This is a genomic window from Rhodomicrobium lacus, assembly GCF_003992725.1.
Taxonomy (GTDB): domain Bacteria; phylum Pseudomonadota; class Alphaproteobacteria; order Rhizobiales; family Rhodomicrobiaceae; genus Rhodomicrobium; species Rhodomicrobium lacus.
On sequence record NZ_RZNF01000012.1, the window covers coordinates 1,524,369 to 1,544,106 of the forward strand.

At 63.0% G+C, this 19,738-nt stretch carries 21 protein-coding genes, 1 tRNA gene and 1 pseudogene; 12 read left to right on the forward strand and 11 right to left on the reverse strand.

Going from position 1 to position 19,738, the window contains the following annotated elements; genetic code table 11:
• The first annotated feature begins 2 nt into the window (after positions 1 to 2).
• Positions 3 to 2,231, forward strand: a complete 2,229-nt coding sequence (gene glyS / locus EK416_RS16345; protein WP_127079370.1) for a glycine--tRNA ligase subunit beta — start codon at positions 3 to 5, stop codon at positions 2,229 to 2,231.
• Positions 2,232 to 2,269: 38 nt separating this feature from the next.
• On the opposite strand, the gene EK416_RS16350 is transcribed toward glyS, so the two are convergent.
• The 3 genes from EK416_RS16350 to EK416_RS16360 all read right to left on the reverse strand — a co-directional run bounded on the left by EK416_RS16350 (position 2,270) and on the right by EK416_RS16360 (position 3,446).
• Positions 2,270 to 2,551 carry a type II toxin-antitoxin system YafQ family toxin gene (locus EK416_RS16350; protein WP_127079372.1) on the reverse strand — a complete coding sequence of 94 codons (282 nt, stop codon included), beginning with the start codon at positions 2,549 to 2,551 and terminating at the stop codon, positions 2,270 to 2,272.
• Positions 2,469 to 2,801: a type II toxin-antitoxin system RelB/DinJ family antitoxin gene (locus tag EK416_RS16355; protein WP_127079374.1), complete on the reverse strand. Its 333-nt coding sequence runs from the start codon at positions 2,799 to 2,801 to the stop codon at positions 2,469 to 2,471. Before EK416_RS16355 ends, EK416_RS16350 begins: the two co-directional genes overlap by 83 nt.
• A gap of 111 nt (positions 2,802 to 2,912) precedes the next feature.
• Positions 2,913 to 3,446: an FxsA family protein gene (locus tag EK416_RS16360; protein ID WP_127079376.1), complete on the reverse strand. Its 534-nt coding sequence runs from the start codon at positions 3,444 to 3,446 to the stop codon at positions 2,913 to 2,915.
• Between the two features lie 203 nt (positions 3,447 to 3,649).
• Between EK416_RS16360 and EK416_RS16365 the strand changes: the two genes are divergently transcribed.
• A complete protein-coding gene (locus tag EK416_RS16365) occupies positions 3,650 to 4,351 on the forward strand; it encodes a Tim44/TimA family putative adaptor protein (RefSeq protein WP_127079378.1) in 702 nt (233 codons plus the stop codon).
• A gap of 50 nt (positions 4,352 to 4,401) precedes the next feature.
• Here EK416_RS16365 and EK416_RS18130 read toward each other — a convergent pair whose 3' ends face one another.
• A complete protein-coding gene (locus EK416_RS18130) occupies positions 4,402 to 4,623 on the reverse strand; it encodes a hypothetical protein (RefSeq protein ID WP_281023888.1) in 222 nt (73 codons plus the stop codon).
• Positions 4,624 to 4,650: 27 nt separating this feature from the next.
• Here EK416_RS18130 and EK416_RS18250 point away from each other — a divergent pair.
• From EK416_RS18250 to EK416_RS16375, 3 genes and pseudogenes are all read left to right on the forward strand, one after another.
• Positions 4,651 to 4,845 (forward strand): annotated as a pseudogene (locus EK416_RS18250) (MltA domain-containing protein); the annotation flags it as partial.
• 91 nt (positions 4,846 to 4,936) lie between these two features.
• Positions 4,937 to 5,416 (forward strand): MltA domain-containing protein, encoded by a 480-nt coding sequence (locus EK416_RS18040; protein ID WP_281023890.1) that lies wholly within the window; start codon positions 4,937 to 4,939, stop codon positions 5,414 to 5,416.
• A gap of 26 nt (positions 5,417 to 5,442) precedes the next feature.
• Entirely contained in the window at positions 5,443 to 6,072 is a 630-nt protein-coding gene (locus EK416_RS16375; protein ID WP_127079380.1) for a Smr/MutS family protein, read from the forward strand.
• Between the two features lie 119 nt (positions 6,073 to 6,191).
• Here EK416_RS16375 and EK416_RS16380 read toward each other — a convergent pair whose 3' ends face one another.
• Both EK416_RS16380 and EK416_RS16385 read right to left on the reverse strand, forming a co-directional pair.
• A complete protein-coding gene (locus EK416_RS16380; protein ID WP_127079382.1) occupies positions 6,192 to 7,952 on the reverse strand; it encodes a glucan ABC transporter ATP-binding protein/ permease in 1,761 nt (586 codons plus the stop codon).
• A gap of 52 nt (positions 7,953 to 8,004) precedes the next feature.
• On the reverse strand, positions 8,005 to 8,772 hold the full coding sequence (locus tag EK416_RS16385) for a flagellar hook protein FlgE (protein ID WP_127079384.1): 768 nt from the start codon (positions 8,770 to 8,772) through the stop codon (positions 8,005 to 8,007).
• Positions 8,773 to 8,955: 183 nt separating this feature from the next.
• Between EK416_RS16385 and EK416_RS16390 the strand changes: the two genes are divergently transcribed.
• The 4 genes from EK416_RS16390 (at position 8,956) to EK416_RS17785 (ending at position 10,869) form a co-directional block, all read left to right on the forward strand.
• Positions 8,956 to 9,750, forward strand: coding sequence for a glycosyltransferase family 2 protein (locus EK416_RS16390; RefSeq protein WP_127079385.1), 795 nt, complete (start codon positions 8,956 to 8,958; stop codon positions 9,748 to 9,750).
• Between the two features lie 179 nt (positions 9,751 to 9,929).
• The gene (locus EK416_RS16395; protein WP_127079387.1) at positions 9,930 to 10,280 is read left to right on the forward strand and encodes a lipid-A-disaccharide synthase N-terminal domain-containing protein; all 351 of its coding nucleotides are present in this window, start codon (positions 9,930 to 9,932) and stop codon (positions 10,278 to 10,280) included.
• 243 nt (positions 10,281 to 10,523) lie between these two features.
• Positions 10,524 to 10,600, forward strand: a tRNA-Met gene (locus tag EK416_RS16400).
• A gap of 101 nt (positions 10,601 to 10,701) precedes the next feature.
• Positions 10,702 to 10,869: a hypothetical protein gene (locus EK416_RS17785; RefSeq protein WP_164730070.1), complete on the forward strand. Its 168-nt coding sequence runs from the start codon at positions 10,702 to 10,704 to the stop codon at positions 10,867 to 10,869.
• A 261-nt stretch (positions 10,870 to 11,130) separates the two neighbouring features.
• Here EK416_RS17785 and EK416_RS16405 read toward each other — a convergent pair whose 3' ends face one another.
• Genes EK416_RS16405 through EK416_RS16415 form a run of 3 tightly spaced genes read right to left on the reverse strand, consistent with a single transcriptional unit; the run spans position 11,131 to position 14,089 of the window.
• Positions 11,131 to 11,985 carry an ABC transporter permease gene (locus tag EK416_RS16405; protein WP_127079389.1) on the reverse strand — a complete coding sequence of 285 codons (855 nt, stop codon included), beginning with the start codon at positions 11,983 to 11,985 and terminating at the stop codon, positions 11,131 to 11,133.
• On the reverse strand, positions 11,982 to 13,235 hold the full coding sequence (locus EK416_RS16410) for an ABC transporter substrate-binding protein (RefSeq protein ID WP_164730071.1): 1,254 nt from the start codon (positions 13,233 to 13,235) through the stop codon (positions 11,982 to 11,984). The genes EK416_RS16405 and EK416_RS16410 overlap by 4 nt, the downstream gene beginning before the upstream one ends.
• Positions 13,236 to 13,261: 26 nt before the next feature.
• The gene (locus EK416_RS16415) at positions 13,262 to 14,089 is read right to left on the reverse strand and encodes an ABC transporter ATP-binding protein (RefSeq protein WP_127079391.1); all 828 of its coding nucleotides are present in this window, start codon (positions 14,087 to 14,089) and stop codon (positions 13,262 to 13,264) included.
• A gap of 325 nt (positions 14,090 to 14,414) precedes the next feature.
• Between EK416_RS16415 and EK416_RS16420 the strand changes: the two genes are divergently transcribed.
• Positions 14,415 to 15,341, forward strand: coding sequence for an ATP-binding protein (locus EK416_RS16420; protein ID WP_164730072.1), 927 nt, complete (start codon positions 14,415 to 14,417; stop codon positions 15,339 to 15,341).
• A 3-nt stretch (positions 15,342 to 15,344) separates the two neighbouring features.
• Positions 15,345 to 17,261, forward strand: coding sequence for an anaerobic carbon-monoxide dehydrogenase catalytic subunit (locus EK416_RS16425; RefSeq protein WP_127079395.1), 1,917 nt, complete (start codon positions 15,345 to 15,347; stop codon positions 17,259 to 17,261).
• Positions 17,262 to 17,560: 299 nt separating this feature from the next.
• Here EK416_RS16425 and EK416_RS16430 read toward each other — a convergent pair whose 3' ends face one another.
• Together EK416_RS16430 and EK416_RS16435 are read right to left on the reverse strand one after the other, a co-directional pair.
• Positions 17,561 to 18,685: an MFS transporter gene (locus tag EK416_RS16430; protein ID WP_127079397.1), complete on the reverse strand. Its 1,125-nt coding sequence runs from the start codon at positions 18,683 to 18,685 to the stop codon at positions 17,561 to 17,563.
• Positions 18,682 to 18,993, reverse strand: coding sequence for an ArsR/SmtB family transcription factor (locus EK416_RS16435; RefSeq protein WP_127079399.1), 312 nt, complete (start codon positions 18,991 to 18,993; stop codon positions 18,682 to 18,684). Before EK416_RS16435 ends, EK416_RS16430 begins: the two co-directional genes overlap by 4 nt.
• 543 nt (positions 18,994 to 19,536) lie before the next feature.
• Here EK416_RS16435 and EK416_RS18255 point away from each other — a divergent pair.
• A complete protein-coding gene (locus tag EK416_RS18255; protein ID WP_210211009.1) occupies positions 19,537 to 19,698 on the forward strand; it encodes a FeoA family protein in 162 nt (53 codons plus the stop codon).
• The last annotated feature ends 40 nt before the right edge of the window (positions 19,699 to 19,738 follow it).

Here is a 19,738-nt window from a genome sequence, read left to right on the forward strand (position 1 = left end):
CCATGCCGAACCTTCTGCTCGAACTGTTCTCCGAGGAAATCCCGGCCCGCCTTCAGGGGCGCGCGGCTGACGATCTCGCAAAGCTCATGACCGAGGCACTCACGAAGGGCGGCTTGACCGTCGGCGCGGCACGCACCTTGTCGGGCCCGCGCCGCATCGTGTTCATCGCGGACGACGTGCCCGCGCATTCGGCGGCGACGGTGGAAGAGCGCAAGGGGCCGCGGACGAGCGCGCCCGCCAAGGCGCTGGAAGGTTTCGTGAAAGCGGCGGGACTCACAAGCATCGACGAAGCGCAGGTCGTGAAAGACCCGAAGGGCGACTATTACCTCGCGAAGAGCGAGAAGCCGGGCCGCGCCGCCTCGGACATCATCGCCGAGGCCGTGCCGGAGATCATCCGCAAGTTTCCCTGGCCGAAATCGATGCGCTGGGGCACCGGGCGGCTGCGCTGGATCAGGCCGCTGCACTCGATCCTCTGCCTTTTCGACGACAAGCCGGTCGCGTTCGAGGTGGACGGCATCAGGAGCGGCGATATCACATTCGGGCATCGTTTCCTGAGTGGCGAAAATATCACTCAACCTAAGGTTGTGAAGATTGATTACATTTCAGACTATGCAGAAACATTGATGCACGCTAAGGTTGTGGTCGCAGGAGAACACCGGGCGAAGGTGATCCTTGAGGGCGCGCACACCGCCGCCTCGGATGCCGGGCTCGCTCTTGTTGAAGACCACGGGCTGCTTGCTGAGAATGCGGGGCTCGTCGAGTGGCCCGTGGTCCTTTCCGGCCAGTTCGAGGAAAGCTTCCTCGATGTGCCCGAAGAAATCCTCATGACCTCCATGAAGGCGCATCAGAAGTGCTTTTCGCTGCGCTCGGCGAAGACCGGGAAGCTCGCGAACCGCTTCATTCTCGTTTCCAATCTCGAAGCTGAAGACGGCGGCAAGGCCATCGTTGCGGGCAACGAGCGCGTGATACGCGCGCGCCTCTCGGATGCGAAATTCTTCTGGGAGAACGACCGCAAGCGCCCGCTCGAAGGGCTGACGGCGCTGCTCGGTCAGGTGACGTTCCATGAGAAGCTCGGCACGCAACTTGAGCGGGTAGAGCGCATCAAGACGCTGGCGCGCGAGCTTGCGCCCATCGTCGGCGCGGACCCGGACGATGCCGAGCGCGCGGCGCATCTCGCGAAGGCCGATCTCATGTCGGAGACGGTGGGGGAGTTCCCCGAACTTCAGGGCATCATCGGCCGTTATATCGCGCTCGCGCAGGGCGAAAAGCCTGCGGTCGCCGACGCGATTGCGGAGCATTACAAGCCGCAGGGGCCGTCCGACGCCGTGCCGACCGCGCCGGTTTCCGTCGCGGTCGCGCTCGCCGACAAGCTCGACATGCTCGTGGGCTTCTGGGCCATCGACGAGAAGCCGACCGGCTCGAAAGACCCGTTCGCGCTTCGCCGCGCCGCGCTGGGCGTGATCCGCATCGTGCTGGAGAATTGTCCTCGGCTCCCGCTTTGGGTAGGATTTGTCGTTTTGGGGCGGCGCGCTATGAGTGCTCTTTTACGAAATGCCGCGCAGACGAAGGTAACAGTTCCTGTAGCAAAACTAGGGTCTGACGAGACGTTGAAAGAGATTTTGCGGCTTTCAGAAAAGGCGGCGTTGTTACTTTCTTCTCCAGAACATCTTGAAGTCCCCCCTCAGCAGTGGGAACGTGAAAGAGCGAATAGTTTGCTCGCCTTCTTCGCGGACCGCCTGAAAGTCTACCTCCGCGATCAGGGCGCGCGTCACGACCTCATCGACGCGGTGTTCGCGCTGCCGGGGCAGGACGATCTGCTCATGGTTGTCCGCCGCGTCGAGGCGCTGGGCCGCTTCCTCGAAACCGACGACGGCAAGAGCCTGCTGGCGCTGGTGCGCCGCGCGCTGAACATCCTGCGCATCGAGGAGAAGAAGGACGCGCGCGCGTTCGACGGCGAACCGGCGGCGAAGCTTCTGAAGGAGAAGGAAGAAAAGGCCCTCGCCTCGGCGGTGAAGGCCGTGGGCAAGGACGTCCGCGCCGCGCTCGCGACCGAGGATTTCGAGGCGGCGATGGCGGCTCTGGCCAAGCTCCGCGCGCCGGTCGACGCCTTCTTCGACAAGGTGACGGTGAACGCCGACGCCGCCGACATCCGCGAGAACCGGCTGACGCTGCTGGCGCAGATCCGCGCGCTCACGCTCGACATCGCCGATTTCTCGAAGATCGAGGGATAAAAGAAAAGCGGTCGGGTGTGCCTCGGCCGCTTCACTCGCTATTCGAGCAAATCGCTGTGAGAGCCGAAACGCACCAAGATCAGTGTCTCGGGATTTGGTTTTTGGTAGATCAGAAGTAGGTCAGGCTTCAGGTGACATTCGCGATGATCGACCCAGTTGCCGGTGAGCTGATGGTCGCGCCATCGGGCCGGCAACGGCTCGTCCACTGCGAGATATTGCAACGCGGCGTTGAGCAATTCATCCAGCTCGCCGCCGCGCAGCGCCGCTCTCAGTGTTTTGTGGTCCTTCTTGAACCGCGTCGTTGTCTCGATCTTCCTCATACAGCTCTTCGAAAAGCCGCTCGATCGATCCGACCTTGATCGTTTTCCCCGCCCGCGCGTCCTCCATCGCCACAATCGTTTCCTTGTTGGGAACGAACGGATCGAAAGGAAGCGCACCCTCACGCGCGACACGAATTAACAAAAGGCGAACAACATCCGATACAGTAAGTCCGATCTCAGCCAGAACGGCTTCTGCGTCCTCTTTCGTTTTGGTGTCGATGCGCGCCCGCACGACTTGGTTGAGTTTCATTTTTGCCCATAGCCATCCCAGTTAAATGCCCCCCTGGAGGGGCAGAGATTTGTTCATTGTGCGTTCAATGTAGCTACAATGTAGCTACAAGTCAAGCGCCGTTTCTCGCGCTCACCCCTTGTTCCACGGCGAATCCGTGCGCTTCGCGCTCGACCCGCTCTTGCCCTCGCCGCGCGGCACCTCTGTAAACTCGACATCGATCACGGTTTCGCTGCGGACCGGGCCTTGCGCATTTGCCTGCGGCTCGGGCCGCGCACCCGGCTGAGGCCGCGTCTGCCAGCGCGCGCCGCGCGCTCGCACGCCATAGGATGCGCCACGCCAAAGGAGCCCGCGCACCGCCGGGAGCAACAGCAGGATCGCCACCGCGTCGGACACGAAGCCCGGGATCATGAACAGGATGCCGGCGAGCGATGTCGTCCCGCTGTCGAGCAAGGTCTTTTCGGGCGACCCGCCGCTCCGCATCGCTTCCATCACGCGGACGCCGACGAGGCGGCTTTGCGATTTCACGAGAAACGCGCCGACCGCCACACCCGCCGCCAGCAGCAAAAATGTCGGGATCCCGCCGATCCAGCGGCTTACCTGAATGATGGAGGCCACCTCCAGCACCGGCCACGAAATCATGAGAAAGAGAATGACGAAGGGCATCGAGACGCTCGGTCCTCGGTTGGATTGAAAATTCGCACTCCCTCATATGGGAGCGAAGAGCGATTTGCGGAGAAGGATGCAAAGATTTCGGTGACGCTTGCGTCAAAGGGCGCGCGGCTATAGCCAGCACGCTCCGAAGCTCTTATATCACCCACAGGAAGTCTCACACAACATCGGGCCCGACGGGGGTCAGGAGCGGCGGTTTGACGAGCGACATTTTCGACCTCACCAATATTTTGCTTTTAGCGGTTGCGGTTGCGATCTTTCTCAGGTTGCGGAGCGTGCTTGGCCGTAGAACCGGCGATGAAGAAACACGACTTGGGAATTACGCGCGCGATGCGGCTCCCGCGCGGGACAATGTTGTTCCACTTCCGAGGGCTGAGCCAAGACCCGGCGTTACCCCCCAGGGCGGTCCCAGCGTAGACGAGCGGGTCGGCAATTTCCCCGAGGACAGCGCCGTGCGCGCGCCCCTGCGCCAGATTGCCACATCCGATCCGTCTTTCGATACGGCGTCCTTCATAAATGGCGCGAAGATCGCCTACGAATCCATCATAACCGCTTATGCGAAGGGCGATCGCGAGACACTGCGCCACCTCCTTGCGCCGGAGGTCTTCGACAGCTTCAACGTGGTGATCAACGACCGCGAATCGCGCGGCGAGACGGTCGAGTTCCACTTCGTGGGCATGTCGGCGAGCGAGATCGTGGAGGCCCATCTTTCCGGCCGTATCGCTCATATCAAGGTGCGGTTCGTGAGCGACCTCGTGACGGCAACGCGCGACAAGCACGGCGCGGTGGTCGACGGCGACGACAAGGCCGTGCGTCAGGTCACCGATATCTGGACCTTCTCGCGCGACGTGGCCTCGCCGAACCCGAACTGGCAGCTCGTCGCAACCGACGCGGCGTGACCGCCGATCCTCCCGAAGCCGCGCTCTGGCGGTGGCAGCATGGCGGTGCGTCATCTGCCGTGCTTTCGCTGGAGCCAATGGACTTCGCGCAAATTCCCGGCTGGCGCGACGATAATCATGCGGATGCGCTGGCCTGCTATCTCCGTTCCGCCGCGTTCGCGCCGCACCTTCCGCGCCCTGCTGGTGATCCGGCGCGGTTCATCGCCGACCGAGAGGCGGCTCGCGTCTTCTTCGAGGCGCACTTCCTGCCCTGCCGCGTCAACGCCGACCAAGGTCTTCTCACATCCTATTTCGAGCCTGTGCTTCGAGGCTCACGCAGGCGTTCCGCTGCTTTCCCCGTCCCGGTTTGCCGGCGTCCCGCCGATCTCGCGCTGCTTCCCCCTGAACACCCGCTCGCCACGCAGGGACTGAGCGCAGCGCGCGCCACGGCCGCAGGTTTCGAGCCGTATTTCACGCGCGGCGAAATCGAGGCGGGGGCGCTCGAAGAGAGCGAGAGTGCGCTTCTCTATCTGGCGGATGCCGTCGATGCCTTTGTCATGCACGTGCAGGGCTCCGGCTTCGTTCGAACTGGACGACGGAACGCGAGTGCGTCTGACCTTCGACGGCAAGAACGGCCATCCGTACACGTCCATTTCGAAATGGCTGATTGCACACGGCAAGCTCGCGGCGGCGGACGCCGATCTCCCCGGCATGAAAGCCTGGCTTCGAGCGAAGCCGGGCCGCGAGGCTGTTCTTCACGAAAACCGCTCCTATATCTTTTTTCGAGAGCTGGGCGCATCCGCTGCCGCTCCGAGAGGGTCTTCGGGAGTGGACCTTTATCCCGGAAGGAGCCTTGCGGCCGACCCCGCGTTTCATCCTGCGGGAACGCTGCTATGGGTTTCGGCCCCGCTCCTCGTTTTGGAGGGAAAACGGTTCCAGCGGCTCACCGTCGCCCAGGATACCGGGTCAGCGATCAAATGGCCACAGCGCGGCGACATCTTCGCGGGAACGGGCGACGCGGCGGGCGAAAGTGCTGGCGCGGTGCGCCATTCATGCGATTTTATCGTTCTTCAACCAAGGCGCTAGTTAGCGCGATCTATGTGGGAAAAGGGATGGAAGGCCGCCGAAAGAAGCGCCTCCTCTCGAAAGAGGAGATCGAGTTGTGGGCCCACGTGACCCGCAACGACGAGCCGCTTTCGCGTCCGAAACCGGACACCCTTGCATCGAGTGAAGTAGAGGAGGCAACTCCCCCGTTTGCTGGCGGCGCTGCCACGGCGAAGCCGCTCGACCCGGTGCCGGCGCGCCCCGAACCGGCCATTACCCGTGGGGGCGCAACGCCCGCACCTCTCCGCCCGTCACCGCCTCCGCACCAACCTTTCGATCACCGGATCGTGCGGAAGATCGCGCGCGGGCGCCGCGAAATCGACGCCAGGCTGGACCTCCACGGCCTGCGCCAGCACGACGCCTATGTCACTCTTCGTGCCTTCCTCGCCCGCTGCCAGCTGGAGGGCCACCGGCACGTGTTGATTATCACAGGCAAGGGAGGTCGCACCGATTCCGACAGCCGGGATTTCTGGAACAGCGAGAAGCGCGGCGTCTTGAGAAGGCTTGTCCCGCACTGGCTGTCCGAGCCGGAATTTCGCGCCCACGTGATTAGTTTCACCGAATCGGCGCACCATCACGGCGGCAGCGGCGCACTCTATGTGACGATCCGCAGGCGCGGCAAACCGGGCTCTGTCTGAGCGGCCGCGTCGCCGTTACCGGCTCGCGATCTCAGCCTGACTCAATCCGACGAAGAGATGCTGATCGGATTGCAGGACTCACAGAGTCGCGCCCGATTTGCCGCACCATGCTGTAGCGCTCACTCCGCTGCGCGGGCGGCGGGTGCATCCGCCTCGTCTTCCTTGAAATCGCCCGCCTTCACGAGCCGCTCGAAGATGCCGCCAGCCTCGGCCAGCGCCGCGAACGTGCCGGCTTCGACGATCCGCCCCTTTTCGAGAACGAGGATCTTGTCCGCGCTTGCGACGGTCGAGAGGCGATGCGCGATGAGAAACGTCGTGCGTCCGCGCCGCACGCGGTCGAGAGCGCGCTTGATCTTGAGTTCGGTTTCGTTGTCGAGCGCGCTCGTCGCCTCGTCCAGGATCAGGATCGGCGCGTTCTTCAGGATCGCGCGCGCGATGGCGATGCGCTGGCGCTCGCCGCCCGACAGCGCCGAGCCGCGTTCGCCTATGACAAAGCCGTAGCCGCCGGGTTTTGCGAGGATGAAGTCGTGCGCTTCGGCGAGACGAGCCGCTTCCTCCACCTCGGCGTCCGTCGCGGTTGGGCGCCCCACCCGGATGTTTTCCGCGATCGAACGGTTGAACAGCCCCGCGTCCTGAAACACCACGGCGATGGACTGGCGCAGCGAGTTCAGCGTCACGTCGCGGATGTCGATTCCGTCGATGAGGATGCGGCCTTCCTGCGGATCGCGCAGCCTCTGGAGCAGCGCGAGCGTCGTCGTCTTGCCTGAGCCGGTAGGGCCGACAAGCGCGAAGGTCTGCCCGGGCGCGGCGTCGAAATCGAGGGCGAACACGCCCTGATCGCTGTTCGGGAAGCGGTAGGTGGCATGATCGAAGGTGACGCGGCCCTTCACGTTTTCAAGCGGCACCGCGCCCGTCTTCTCGATGGTCATGCCGCTCGTGTCGAGCAGGTCGAAGAAGTTTTGCAGCGTCGGCGCCTGCATGAAGATGCGCGCCACGAAGCTCGAAAGCTGGTCGAGCTTGGCGATGAGCAGCCCCGCAAAGCCCACAAAGGCCACGATCTCGCCGACCGTCACCTCGCCGCGCTCGGCAAGGATCGCGCCGATGGCAAATACGGCGACCATGGTGATCGTGGCGGCGGCGCGCGTCAGCACGGTGAGCATCGCCCACCAGGTGAGCACGGGATATTGCGCGCGCAGGAGATCGGCCATGAGGTTGCGCAGCGCGCTCGTTTCATCGAGAAGGCGCGTGTAGCTTTGCACCACGGTCACGTTGCCGATGACATCCCCGACCCGGCCGAAGACATCCTGATGGTAAGCTTCGACGTTTTCCTGCCCGCCCTGCGTCCGCTTGATGATGATGGTGTTCGCGAGGAAGTAGAGGACCGCGAGGGCGCCGAGCAGCGCCGCGAGCCGCGTGTCGATGGAGATGGCGACGGGGATCAGCAGGACGATGCTGATGATGGCGGTCAGGTGCTCGCGCAGGAACGAAAGCCACAGCGCGAAAAGCTGATCCGTCCCCGCGAGGATGATGCGAACGAGCCGCCCTGTTCCGTGCTGGGCATGATAGCTCACCGGCAGGTTGATCGCGCGCTCGAAGGCCGCGCCCATGGCCGCAAGCCGCTGGCGGTGAGCGAGGCGGTCGGCCATGATCGACAGCGCGACGCTCGCGATGATGTTGAACAGCCCGAGCGCGGCCCATATCCCGATGATCGGAAAAGCCTGACCGCCCTTCGACAGCGCGTCCACCACGCGCCCGAAAAGGATCGGTTCGGCAAGTTGCACGATGGCAATGGCCACACCCGCCGCCACGAGCGCAATCGAGAGCCAGCGCTCGGAGGCGAGCATGCCGAGAGCGCGAACATATATTCTGGCCATCTTCATGATGCGCCGACCCGATCAGATCATTGGTTGAAGCGTCGCTGGACGGATGAAACTAAGCGGCTCGCGCCGTCCGCTTCGCATGCGGGGCGGCGATACCGACGGTTTTTTGCATTCCGTCGGAGAATATGGCCACGATCCGGTCGTCGGCAAGAAGCGAAAGAGTGGCCACGGTGCGTCTTGACCAGCCATCCGGCGCGAGTTTCGTCACCTTGACGCGCCCCGCTTCGCAGGCGAAGCAGGTCAGCGCGCCGATAGGATGCATAAGCCGCAGCCTTCGTCCATCAGGCGCCCGCACCGGCAGAGAAAGCTCCTCTGGCGCGTTCAGCGCCGCGCCGCCCTTGGCCTCGAAGATGTAATCCTGATCGATGGCGTGCCAGCCGTTGTGCGTGCCATGACCGCCGAGACTAACGAAGCAACGCCATACCGCGCCGATCGCCGCGTCGGCCGAGATGCAGACCCACCGAAAACGGAGAGAGACGCGCTCGCCCTTCGAGCCGATGATGGCGGCATGACCCGCAGGCAACGAGGTTGCCAGAAAGCCGGCTTCGCCGCCGCCGTCGATGCGGTCGGGAAGCCCGGCGCTGCTCGTGGGGCTCCGCACGCCCCCATGAGGCAGCGGCAGGTTGCAGCCGTAGGCGATGGAACTTGTGGCGAGCGGTTCGAGGTAATTCTGCGGAAGGACGAGAGGTTTCGGAGGGCCATCAAGATTTCCGGCGGGCCAGCCGAGGATCGGCTCCGCATGCGCGGTAACGATGACGCCATCCGCGCCGAGGGCAAGCGGCGCTGGAAACGCGTGGGATCTTGCGCTGCGCTCAAACATGGAAATCAGCCGCCGGATTCGGAACGTGTACGCTGTGTTGACTGTCACATGAACCCGTCACCAAAGGATGAATCGCGCGAACGGCTTGTCCACAGCGGTTGTGTGGCCACGAAAAAGCCTGCTATGAGCGGTTAAGGAAATCGAAATGGGCTTTGCGGAAGCAAGCTTGCGAAGGTGGCGGTCATGACTGTTGCGGTGGTGATCCCAGCGCTGAACGAAGAAGGAAATATCGGCCGTCTCGTCGAGGAAACGCTGCGCGCCATCGCGCCGGAAGTTCTCGGCGAGGTGATCGTGATCGACGACGGCAGCACCGACGGCACTGGCGCCGAAATCAAGGCGCTCGCCGCCCGCGATCCGCGCGTGCGCTACATCCGCCATCGTGCTCGCTCCGGCCAGAGCGCCGCGATCCGCACGGGCGTTCTCGCCGCGCAATGTCCGCTGATTGCCACGATGGACGGCGACGGCCAGAACGATCCCGCCGACATCCCCAACCTTCTGAAAGTCCTCGGCTCGCCTGCCAAGGGCGGCCCGGCGCTGGTAGGCGGCGTGCGCGTGCGGCGCAAGGCAGTCGGCTCGCGGCGCATCGCGAGCCTTCTCGGTAACCGCGCGCGCGCCGCGATCCTGAAGGACCAGTGTCCGGACTCCGGCTGCGGCATCAAGGTTTTCTGGCGCGAGGCGTATTTGCGGCTGCCGTTCTTCACGAGCATGCACCGCTTCATGCCCGCGCTGTTTCAGATGTACGGCCACAAGGTGGAGTACGTCCCGGTGAACGACCGGCCGCGCGTTGCGGGACAGTCGAAGTACACCAATTTCAACCGCGCGCTGCTCGGCATCTACGACATGATCGGCATCGTGTGGTTGAGGCGGCGCACGCGGGTTCCGGAGATCGTCGAGGATACGCTCGGCGTGGCGCGGCTGAGGGAAGCCGCTCCGATTCGCCGGGTGGGAGCATCCGTCGCGTCGCGGCAGACGCATTGAGGCGTTTCGGGGCGCGTGGAGAAGCGCGCGGAGTACAAAGGCAGAGTTTTCAGACGCGTTAACGCGGAAAGCTCTGGCATCGCATGATCCCGCTTCGGTGCGAGCGGGTGCCCAGGCTTCTTTCGGCCTGTCCGGCAAGCCGGTCGGCGGGAGAGCCTTCAGCCCAGGACGGGGATAGCATGGACGTCGCAAAGTTCAGCCAGTGGTGGGCGCAGGTTTCGGAAGTCGAGATGGCATGGGTCATCTTCGGCTTCGCGGCACAGTCCATGTTTTTCATGCGCTTTGTTCTGCAATGGATAGCGAGCGAGCGCGTGAAGCGGTCCATCGTGCCGGAGACTTTCTGGTATTTCAGCTTTGCGGGCGGCTTGATGCTGTTCGTCTACGCGGTTCATCGAGCCGATCCGGTGATCATGCTGGGGCAACTCGCCGGCCTCTTTATCTACGCGCGGAACATCTATCTCATCTGGGCGCATAAGCGCTCCGAGCAGGTGGCCGCGAGCGCGCCGGACGGTCTTCGCGCGGCGGAATAGGCGCCTGACGGCATTCGCCGTGCAGTCGGGATGCGGCCGGTTTCGAGAAGTTTGATGCGCGGGGCGCGCGGATGTCACGCGCACGCACCATGTCGGAAGCGGGTGCGAGGATTTTGCGCGGCTCGCCGTTTCTGCGGCAAAGCCGTCGCTGCGCGGATATGGAAACGCCGCGCGACTTTTTTCGGCGAAACGTGAAGGTATGTGTTGCGGTTTCCGGCAGAACGGCCTATGTCAACTTTGTGACGCGGGGTGGAGCAGCCCGGTAGCTCGTCAGGCTCATAACCTGAAGGCCGCAGGTTCAAATCCTGCCCCCGCAACCACTTTTGCAGTACGCTGATCAGCGACTGCCAGCGTCGCAAATCCCGCTTCCATTTCCAGAGTTTTGTTATCGTTTGCCGCCTTCGGCTGCACGATGCGCGTTATGAGTCCGCGCACGAACCGCTTCGTGGTTTCCTTCCTTGTTCTGAGCGAGGCGGTTTCGTCCGCCATCCTCGAACGCATTGTGAACTACAAGAGCGTTCTCGAAAGCTACCCTTCCCTTTTGTTACCGCTGAGAGCCTACGCCGAGAGACAACGTATCCAGCAATGAGACATGGGCCACGAGCGCGGGCGTGGGCTTCTACAGTTTGGACTATCAGCCGCTGCGACAGGAGCCGACACCTGAGCCGCTTTCCGGAGACGCGCCACCGGACGACCCGCAAACCGCGCTGTCCAGAGCAGGCGGACATGCCTGTCGCTCCGACCCTATGAGCCGGCGCATCCAATCTCAAGGCAACGAACCGTCTTCATGCTGCATTGACGAAGGGCAGCCGACGGCTGCGGCAAAACAAGCGGCGCTCATCCAACCTGTTTAGTGGTCCTCCCGCAGCCAGGACAGTCTGCTTATCAGCCGTTGCAAAAGCACGTCCAACGTGAAGCCGATAAGCCCCACGATCAGAACGATCGCGGCAAGGCGATCGTATTCCAACGTGTCGCGGGCATCGTTGATGGCGTAGCCGAGGCCCGATTTTACCCCGAGATATTCGGCGGGCACGAGAACGATCCAGCCTACGCCAAGCGCGAGCCGGATGCCTGTCAAAATATCCTGCGAGATGGCGGGCAAGATGACCGCCGTGAGTTGGTGATAGGAATTTGCACCCAGATTGCGCGCAACCTTGAACCAGGACGGGTCTATGCGCCTCACGCCCGCGGCGGTCGAAAAAAGGATAGGCCATATCGCGGCGGCGGCGATCAGAAAGACGATGGCCCCCTCCCATGTGGAAAAGGCCAGGATCGCAACCGGCATCCAAGAGAGAGGGCTGATCATTCGAAGAAACTGGAAGGGTACGTTCGTGATCTGCCGCGCAACGCTTGAACGGCCGATCAGGATGCCGAGCGGCACGCCCAAAACCGTCGCCCATACGAGGCCAAGCCCGACGCGCCAAAGGCTGGGAGCGGCGATGCCCCACACCTCGCCCGAGCTGACCATCTCGCCCAGACTTCGCAGGGCCGGGATCGGCCCGAATCCCGCGAAGGACGTCGTGTTCGGATTGATCGCGACGAGCCAGCCGCCCAGCGCCCAGACGAGGAAAAGGCCGCCGATCCCAGCCGCCGTAAGCGCCACCGATCGAAACCGAGCGAACAGCGCGCCGCGCCGCTCGCGGGACAAGCCCGGAATGCGTTCCGCAGGGTAGGCGGCAGCTTCGCCGGCAACGTCAACCGTCATACCTGCACGATCTCCTCGCGCACGAACGGATCGCCTTTCGAGACGCTTGGGTCGTCTTTCCACGCGGGGAACTTTTCCAGCGCTTGCTTGACGAAGGTGTAGTCCACGAGATCATCGGCAACGAAGGCGGGGTCGAGTTCTTTCAGGAACGACGTGTCGCCAGAAACGACGGTCTTGCTGAGGGCTTCGACGATGAGTTTCGTGGCCGACGGGTAAGGCCATGGCTGGAAGTCGATGCGACCGTTGCCCCATTCGGGATGCTGGATCGCCTTCCCCGGCCCGTAGGTTTCGAGGTCATACTTGTTGATGGCACGGTCGACGACTTCCGCCGGGACGGGCAGATAACCTTCGCCGTCCTTGGACAGGAGCCGCGCGACTTCCTTCTTGTTCTCGGACGCGTAGATCGACGCGCGCACGATTGCATTGACGACCTTTTGCGTCCACTCGGGCTTCTGCTTCGTAACCTGCTCGTTGACGGTGATGACGCAGCAGGGATGGTTCTTCCAGATGTCACCCGTAAAGCGCAGCAAGCGCGCGCCAGCCTTGATTTCGCCAAGCGCATTGAAGGGCTCGGCCACGATGTACCCATCGATCTTCTTCGCGGCGAGCGATGGTGGCATGTCCGGGGGCGGGAGGATCTGGAGATTGACTTCGTTCGGAGCGATAGGCTCGCCCTCACCCTTGATGACCGGGGTCAGGCCTGCCGACCGAAGCCCTATCTGCAGAACGATGTTGTGCATCGAATACCAGAACGGCACCGCGAGCTGTTTGCCGCCAAGTTCGGCGAAGGATGTCGCGGATATGTGCTGACCGACGACGAGGCCGGACCCGTTGGTGTGCCCCCATGACACGATTTTCGCCGGGAACTTGTTGTTGTAGCGCATCCAGACGGGGATCGGCTTCAAGAGGTGAACGACGTTGAACTTCGCGGCGGCGAAGCCTTCGACGAGCGCGGGCCAGCTGCGGATCAGAGTGGGCTTTTCGGCTTCGAGCCCTTCATCCCTGAAAAAGCCCTTGGCGTAGGCGACGAGAAGCACCGTCGCGTCGGTAATCGGGAGATAGCCGATGCGGACCACGTCATCTTCCGCTGCGTGCGCTGCTTGCGGATAGCCTCCCAAAGCGGTCGAAAAAGCCGCCCACAGTCCCCCGGCTGCAAGCATGTCGAGGGTCTGTCGCCGCGTTATGCCGCCGCCCTCGGCTTGTTGTTGATCGTCATGCCGCGCGTCGACTCCTTCGAGCTTCGTTGCCATTGATCCCCTCCGGACTTTCCTCTGCCTCAAATGCTCCAGTCGTCCGCGCCCTCGGCGAATGCGAGACCGGCCGCGCCTTCGTAAGCCGAAATAAGTGCGTGGCGCGCCGTCTCGAACCCTTCGTTCCCCGAGCCATGCCCGGCCCGGCGGATCGTGATGTCGTCGCGAATGCGGCCGGGCGACGCGGTCATGATGAGGGCACGATCCGCCATGATGGCCGCCTCGTTAACGTCGTGGGTCACGAGGACAAGCGTGATCCCCAGGGAACGAGCGATTCCTCGGATGTCCCGCTGAAGAGCGCTTCGCGTGAAGGCGTCCAGCGAGGAAAACGGTTCGTCAAGAAAAAGCGCGGCGGGGGCAAGCGCGAGAGAACGGGCAAGCGCGACGCGCTGCTGCTGGCCGCCTGAGAGATCCTGCACGTTTCGCTCGGCGAACTCGCTCAGTTCCACGAGTTTGAGAAGTTCCGCCACGCGGGCGGGCGCTTCCCGGCTCCTGCGGCTGAAGCGATATCCGAGGGATACATTTCCCGCGACGGTCAACCATGGAAGAAGCGATGGCTGCTGAAACATCATGACCCGGCGAGGCGAAGGCCCCTGCACGAGCGTGCCGTCTATCCGCACCTCTCCGGCGGACGGGGTGATGAGACCGGCCATGATATGCAGTAGCGTCGACTTCCCGCACCCGGATCGACCGATCAGGGCAATGCATTCGCCGGGCTCGACGGTGAAGCTTATCCCATCCAGAGCCGTTTCTTTGGCGTGCCGGTAGCGGTGCGAGATGCCTGAAACCTCGATGCGGGAACCTCGGGGGGGCTCTTCCGCTGCGAGATGGTCCGCCGTCTGTGTCTTAGGCATGTCGGTCCGTTAGAGCTTGTACGAGCGGTTCCGGCGCCCTTGGCATCCCACTATAATCAAATGGCCAATCCAGCTTCCAGCAGAGGATGAATATCAAACCAAGATAAAATGGAATTTATCTCTGTGAACAACAATGCAAACGAATGCTTCTAAAAAAGCCGAACGAATAGGTGGTTTATTTTTTGCAGTCGCGCCTGTTGAGCAAGGTTCAAATGCGCAGCGCGTAGCGCTTCAAGCGAAGGAGATTTGACAGGTTCCGAGTTCACCTCAATCTTGGCGAAGGCAAAAAGCTCGATTTTGCTTCCCCGGAGATCGGATGCCTCAAGTGTCAACGCGTGAAGCAACGGACAGCGACGCAGAGCCTCGTACCGCCCTCAAGATCGCGGTTGCGGGCAAAGGCGGGGTAGGTAAAACCACAGTTGCGGCGGCCTTGGCGCGCGCGCTCGCCAGCCGAAATTTCAAGGTCCTCGCGGTGGACGCGGACCCGGACGCCAACCTCGCAAGCGCACTTCCGCTCGACGCGCCTGACATTCCTCCACCGCTCGCCACACAGCGCGATCTGCTGAAAGCTGTCGCAAGAGAGCATGGCGGATTACCCGCGGGGCTTTTCCTCCTCAATCCCGTTGTCGATGACATCCCTGTGCCGACGGTTTTCTGGGGCCAACGCAACCGCCTTGTCGTGTTGGGCTGGACGGCGCGGGGCGGCCAAGGGTGCTATTGCGATGAGAATTCGGTACTTCGCGCGGTGTTGCAGCGCCTGACCGCCGAGCCGGGCGAAGCCATTGTGGTGGACGGAGAGCCGGGGCTGGAGCATCTCAGCCGCGGAACGCTCGCGAGCGTCGATGTTCTTCTCGCTGTGCTGGACCCCGGCGCACGGGCCGTTCAAACAGCGAAGACCATTCGCTCTCTGGCCTCCGATCTGGGCATTCCCTGGTGTCTTCCCATCCTGTCCGGTGTCCGAAGCGCGGACGAAACTGGCAAGATTGGAGACTCGCTGGGCGACTGGCGGCTTTTCGGCGCGCTTCCTTTCGATCCCGCAATTGCTCGGGCTGATCTTGACGGACATCCGCCGGTCTTCGGAGCGGCGTTCGCCTCCGAGATCGAGCGCATCGTGACGGCGCTGCTTGCTCTCGATCATCGCCTGCACCAACCCGTGCAGTTTGCCCCGCGCGCCCACACGCATATCGGGCCAGACGGCAAGCCCTACGTCCATACGCACGCCGTCGACCCGACGCACAGCCACGAACACTGAGCCATGGCACCGTACAGCCTGAAGGACTACAAGCGCGGCTTCCCCAAAAAGGCAGACGTGCGCGAGCGAACGCCCGACCCCGGCGTGCGCGAGATGATCGACCATCTCGACGAATGCGGTATCGAAACCTGCTTCGACCGCTTCGACAAGCAGGGGACCTGCGACTTCGGACTCGCGGGCATTTGCTGCACAAATTGCAACATGGGTCCGTGCCGCATCACCCCGAGAGCCCAGCAGGGCATCTGCGGCGCCGACAAGGATCTGATCGTCGCCCGCAATCTTCTGCGCGCCCTCGCAGCGGGCGTGGCCGGACACGGCGCGCGGAGCCGCGAAGTTCTGCTCGCGTTGAAGGCGACCGCCCGGGGCGCCATGCCGGAAAGCCTTAAGGGCGAGGCAAAAATCCGGGGCACAGCCAAGGCCTTCGGTCTCGATCCCGCAGGCGACCTGAACGCGCTCGCCGAGCAGATCGCCGACATCCTGCTCGCCGACATGGCGCGCGCCGAACCCGGTACGCATCGCACCTTGCAGAGCCTTGCTCCGCCCGAGCGGCTCGACACATGGGCTGATCTCGACATCATGCCGATCGGCTCCTACCACGAGGTGTTCGAGGCGCTCGCGCGCACCGGCGTGGGCACCGATGGCGACTGGCGAAATGTGATGCAGCAATTTCTCCGCTGCGGGCTGACGTTCTCCTGGAACAGCGTCACCGCAGGGGCCATCGCGCAGGATTGCCTCTACGGCCCACCCCATCGCTCCCGCATCAAGACCGATTTCGCAGCGTTGGAGACCGGCACGGTGAACGTTGCGCTCCACGGGCATTCGCCGGTGCTGGCCTCCGTCATCGTCCGGCTGGCGGACGATCCGGCGGTGAAAGCCGAGGTCGAAGCCGCGGGCGCCACCGGATTGCGCTTCTATGGCATCTGCTGCACCGGCTTGTCCGTCCTCTACCGGCAGGGAAATGTGTCGCCGCTCAGCAACGCTATGGGCGCTGAACTTGTACTCGGCACCGGCCTGATCGACGCCTGGATTGCCGATGTTCAGGACATCTACCCCTCGATAATGCAGGTCGCCGCCTGCTTTCACACCACGGTCATCACGACCAGCGATTCCGCGCGGCTCCCCGGCGCGCTTCACATCGGCTTCGATCACACCCACAGCAATCTGGCCGATGTGGAAGGTCTTGCGCGCCGCATTCTGCATGTCGCTATCGCATCGTTCAAACGGCGGCAGCCCGAGAAGGCTTTCCGCCCCAAACACGGGTTCGACGCCGAAGTCGGCTTTTCCGCCGAGAATGTTCTCCAGTCTTTCGGCGGGGCTGCAGCGCTTGTCGATCACCTCCGCACCGGACGGTTGAAGGGCGTGGTCAACCTCGTGGGCTGCAACAATCCGAAAGTTGTTTATGAAGAAGCGACTGTCGTGGTCGCGCAGCACCTCATCGCGAACGACATCCTCGTGCTGACCAATGGCTGCGCGTCGTTTCCGCTTCTGAAGCTTGGCTTCTGCACCGAAGATGCGCTGCGGCTGAGCGGAAAAAGTTCGCGTAGCGTTCTTGAAGAGGCGGGGCTGCCGCCGGTGCTGCACATGGGCGAATGTCTCGACAACGCACGCGCGGCTGGGCTGTTTCGGGCTGTTTCGGATGCTGCGGGGCTGCCGCTCAAAACCATGCCCTTCGCCTTCGCCAGCCCCGAATGGTCCAACGAGAAGGGCATCGGAGCCGCCCTCGCGTTCCGGCTGCTCGGCCTCGATTCCTATCACTGCGTTTTTGCCGCGACCCTCGGCTCGGAGAACGTACAGCGCTTCCTGGAGGAGGGAACCCGCGAACTGCTTGGCGCCGTCGCCATCGTCGAGACGAGCCCTTTGGAATTGGCAAGCCGCATCGTCGCCGACCTTGAGCGCCGACGCGCGGCGCTGTCCGGCTGACGCCTTTGCATGGAAACTTCGGCCCGTGTGCGCTAATCGCAAGAAACGATAAACCTCGGGTCGGGCGAATATCCCACCGTTGCGCCGGGAGGCGTCACAATTCACGGTATATGATCGCTCGCGCGGTCTCATATTCAGCCCGTCGATGCTATGAAAGTCGAGGAGGGTCGTTTTCGGACGCTCGCCCCTATCGAACGGAAGTCCTCTTCTGCGCAGGACTTCCGCAAGGAAACCGAGGCTCGTTCTCAAAGACAAGTTTGGGTGAACTTGCCCTTGCATCCAGCGGTTAGGCCGCTTTCTCAGCGTCGTATCTTCACAAGGTGCATCGTGAGCGCCACGCCGACCGCCGCGAGCGCCCCCATCGGCAGCCAAGCGGCCGACAGCTTCGCGCTCAATGCCAGCGATCCGATCGCAGCGCCGATGGCCCCGCCCAGATAGTTGATCGACGAATTCCATGCGATGGATGCGGTCGCATGCGCGGGATCGTGCGATACGAGGGCGTGCTGTTGCGGCGCGACGCTGGCCCAGCCGGCCAGTCCCCACAGGAAGCAGCCCGCGCCAGCACCCGCAGGCGACGCCCAGCCAACCAGAACGAAGCTGATCACCAGAAACGCCAACAGCCCCAATGTCGCCCGCGGCGGCGGCAGATACCTGTCGATGACGCGCCCGATCAGCAGGGCGCCCACCATGCCGCCCAGTCCCCACAGCCAGATGAGGGCGTGGGTCGAGGCCTCCAAGCCCCGAGCGGCCGCGATCTCGGCCAGATAGGTATAGAGCCCCAGCGAGGCGATGCCGGTCCATAGCGTCACGCCGAGCGTGGCGAGGCTAAACGGTGTTTGCAGCGCCGCCAGCCGATCCCGCCACGCGAGAGCAGGCGCAGAGGGGAAGCTGCCACGGGCAGCCACTCCCACCGCGGCGGCCAAGCCGGCCAGCACGATCAAGCCGATGGTCCAGCGCCAGCCGAAATGGCTTTCGATCAGCAGCCCCAAAGGGACGCCGAGGGCAGTGCCGACGCTCAGGCCAGCCAGCACCAGCGCCAGTGCCTGACCGCGCTGACTGGCGTCCACCATCCCGGCGGCGCTCGATGCAGCCAGCGGCGAGTAGAGCCCCGCACCGATGCCAGCCAGCAGTCGCGCGGCCAGCAAAACCATCAGCGAGGGGGCCAGCATCGTTGCAACATTGCCTGCCGCAAATAGTCCAAGTCCGCCCAGCAAGGCCGTGCGGGTCGTGTATCGTCCTGCCACGAAGGCCAGTGCAGGTGCGCTCACCGCGTATGCGGCCGTGAACAGCGCCACGCCCAGACCGATCATGGCTTGGCTGGTGCTCAGGTCACGCGCCATTGCGGGCAGCAGGCCGGCCAACACATAAGCGTCGAGGCCCAGCGCGAATGCGCCGAGCGTCAGCGGCCACAAGGAACGGATCATGTTTCGATCTCAGCCGCCAGCACCACGTCGAGCAGACCGGGAAACTTCGCGTCCAGCACTTCGCGGCGCAGGCTGATCCAGCAATTGCGCCCTTCCGGCCGGGTGCGGGTCACGCCCGCTTCGCGCAGGATACGGGTGTGATGGGTCACCGTGGACTTGGCCATGCCCGGCCCAAGGTCGAGGCTGTTGACGGCCTCGCGTTCGGCAAGGATGCGCACCATGCTGAGCCGTACCGGGTCGCTCAAGGCGAACAGGACGCGCGCCAGACTGACGTCTTCTGGATCGGGATGTGCGTAGGTGCGGACCATGAAACGACAACTGTTCGGTGATTGCCGAACAATTATTGTTCGATGATCGTCGAACTGTCAAGCGACTCCCGAGCAGTTTGCGCAACGATTGCCACTCGCGAACCGTCACGATACCGGCGAGGTCGGGGCTCTAAGCGGTGTTCCCGCCAATGTGTGCCGCGCCGGGGAGTTTTGGCGTCCTGAGTTCCATGTGGCTGATGTATGTCGTGATGTGCGTGCTTCATTCGGAACCTTGGCTTTCGCTTGTCTTACCGACTTCGGGAAAACGGTCGCCGAACGATTGAACCCCAGCTCGAATGATAAGTCCGGGCACAGTCAGGTTGGGAAAAAGGCCATCGCTTGCCGAGATCACCTTAGAATTACTCTAGTTACAAATAAAACAAATATGTTGACCTTGTGATATTTTGAAATCTACTTTTGGGGTGCCGTAAAGGTTTCCTGCCGCAGACTTGCTCCCATCACGGAGAGGTTAGGCGTCTTTGTAATGGAAACCTCCGATTTCCACGTCATTTCCCTCGTTCGTTCAAGGTTTTGCCGCGCATCATGATCACTCTCGAAAATCTCAGGGTCGGCGAGAACGCCCGCGTTGTCGGGTTTTCTTCCGGCGATCGAGGCTATCGCCAGCGCCTTCTCGCAATGGGCTTGACACCCGGCGCGACCTTCTCGGTCCAGCACCGCTCGGCGATCCGATCGAGATCAAGGTGAGAAATTTCAAACTCACGCTTCGGAAGGGCGAAGCGGCCAT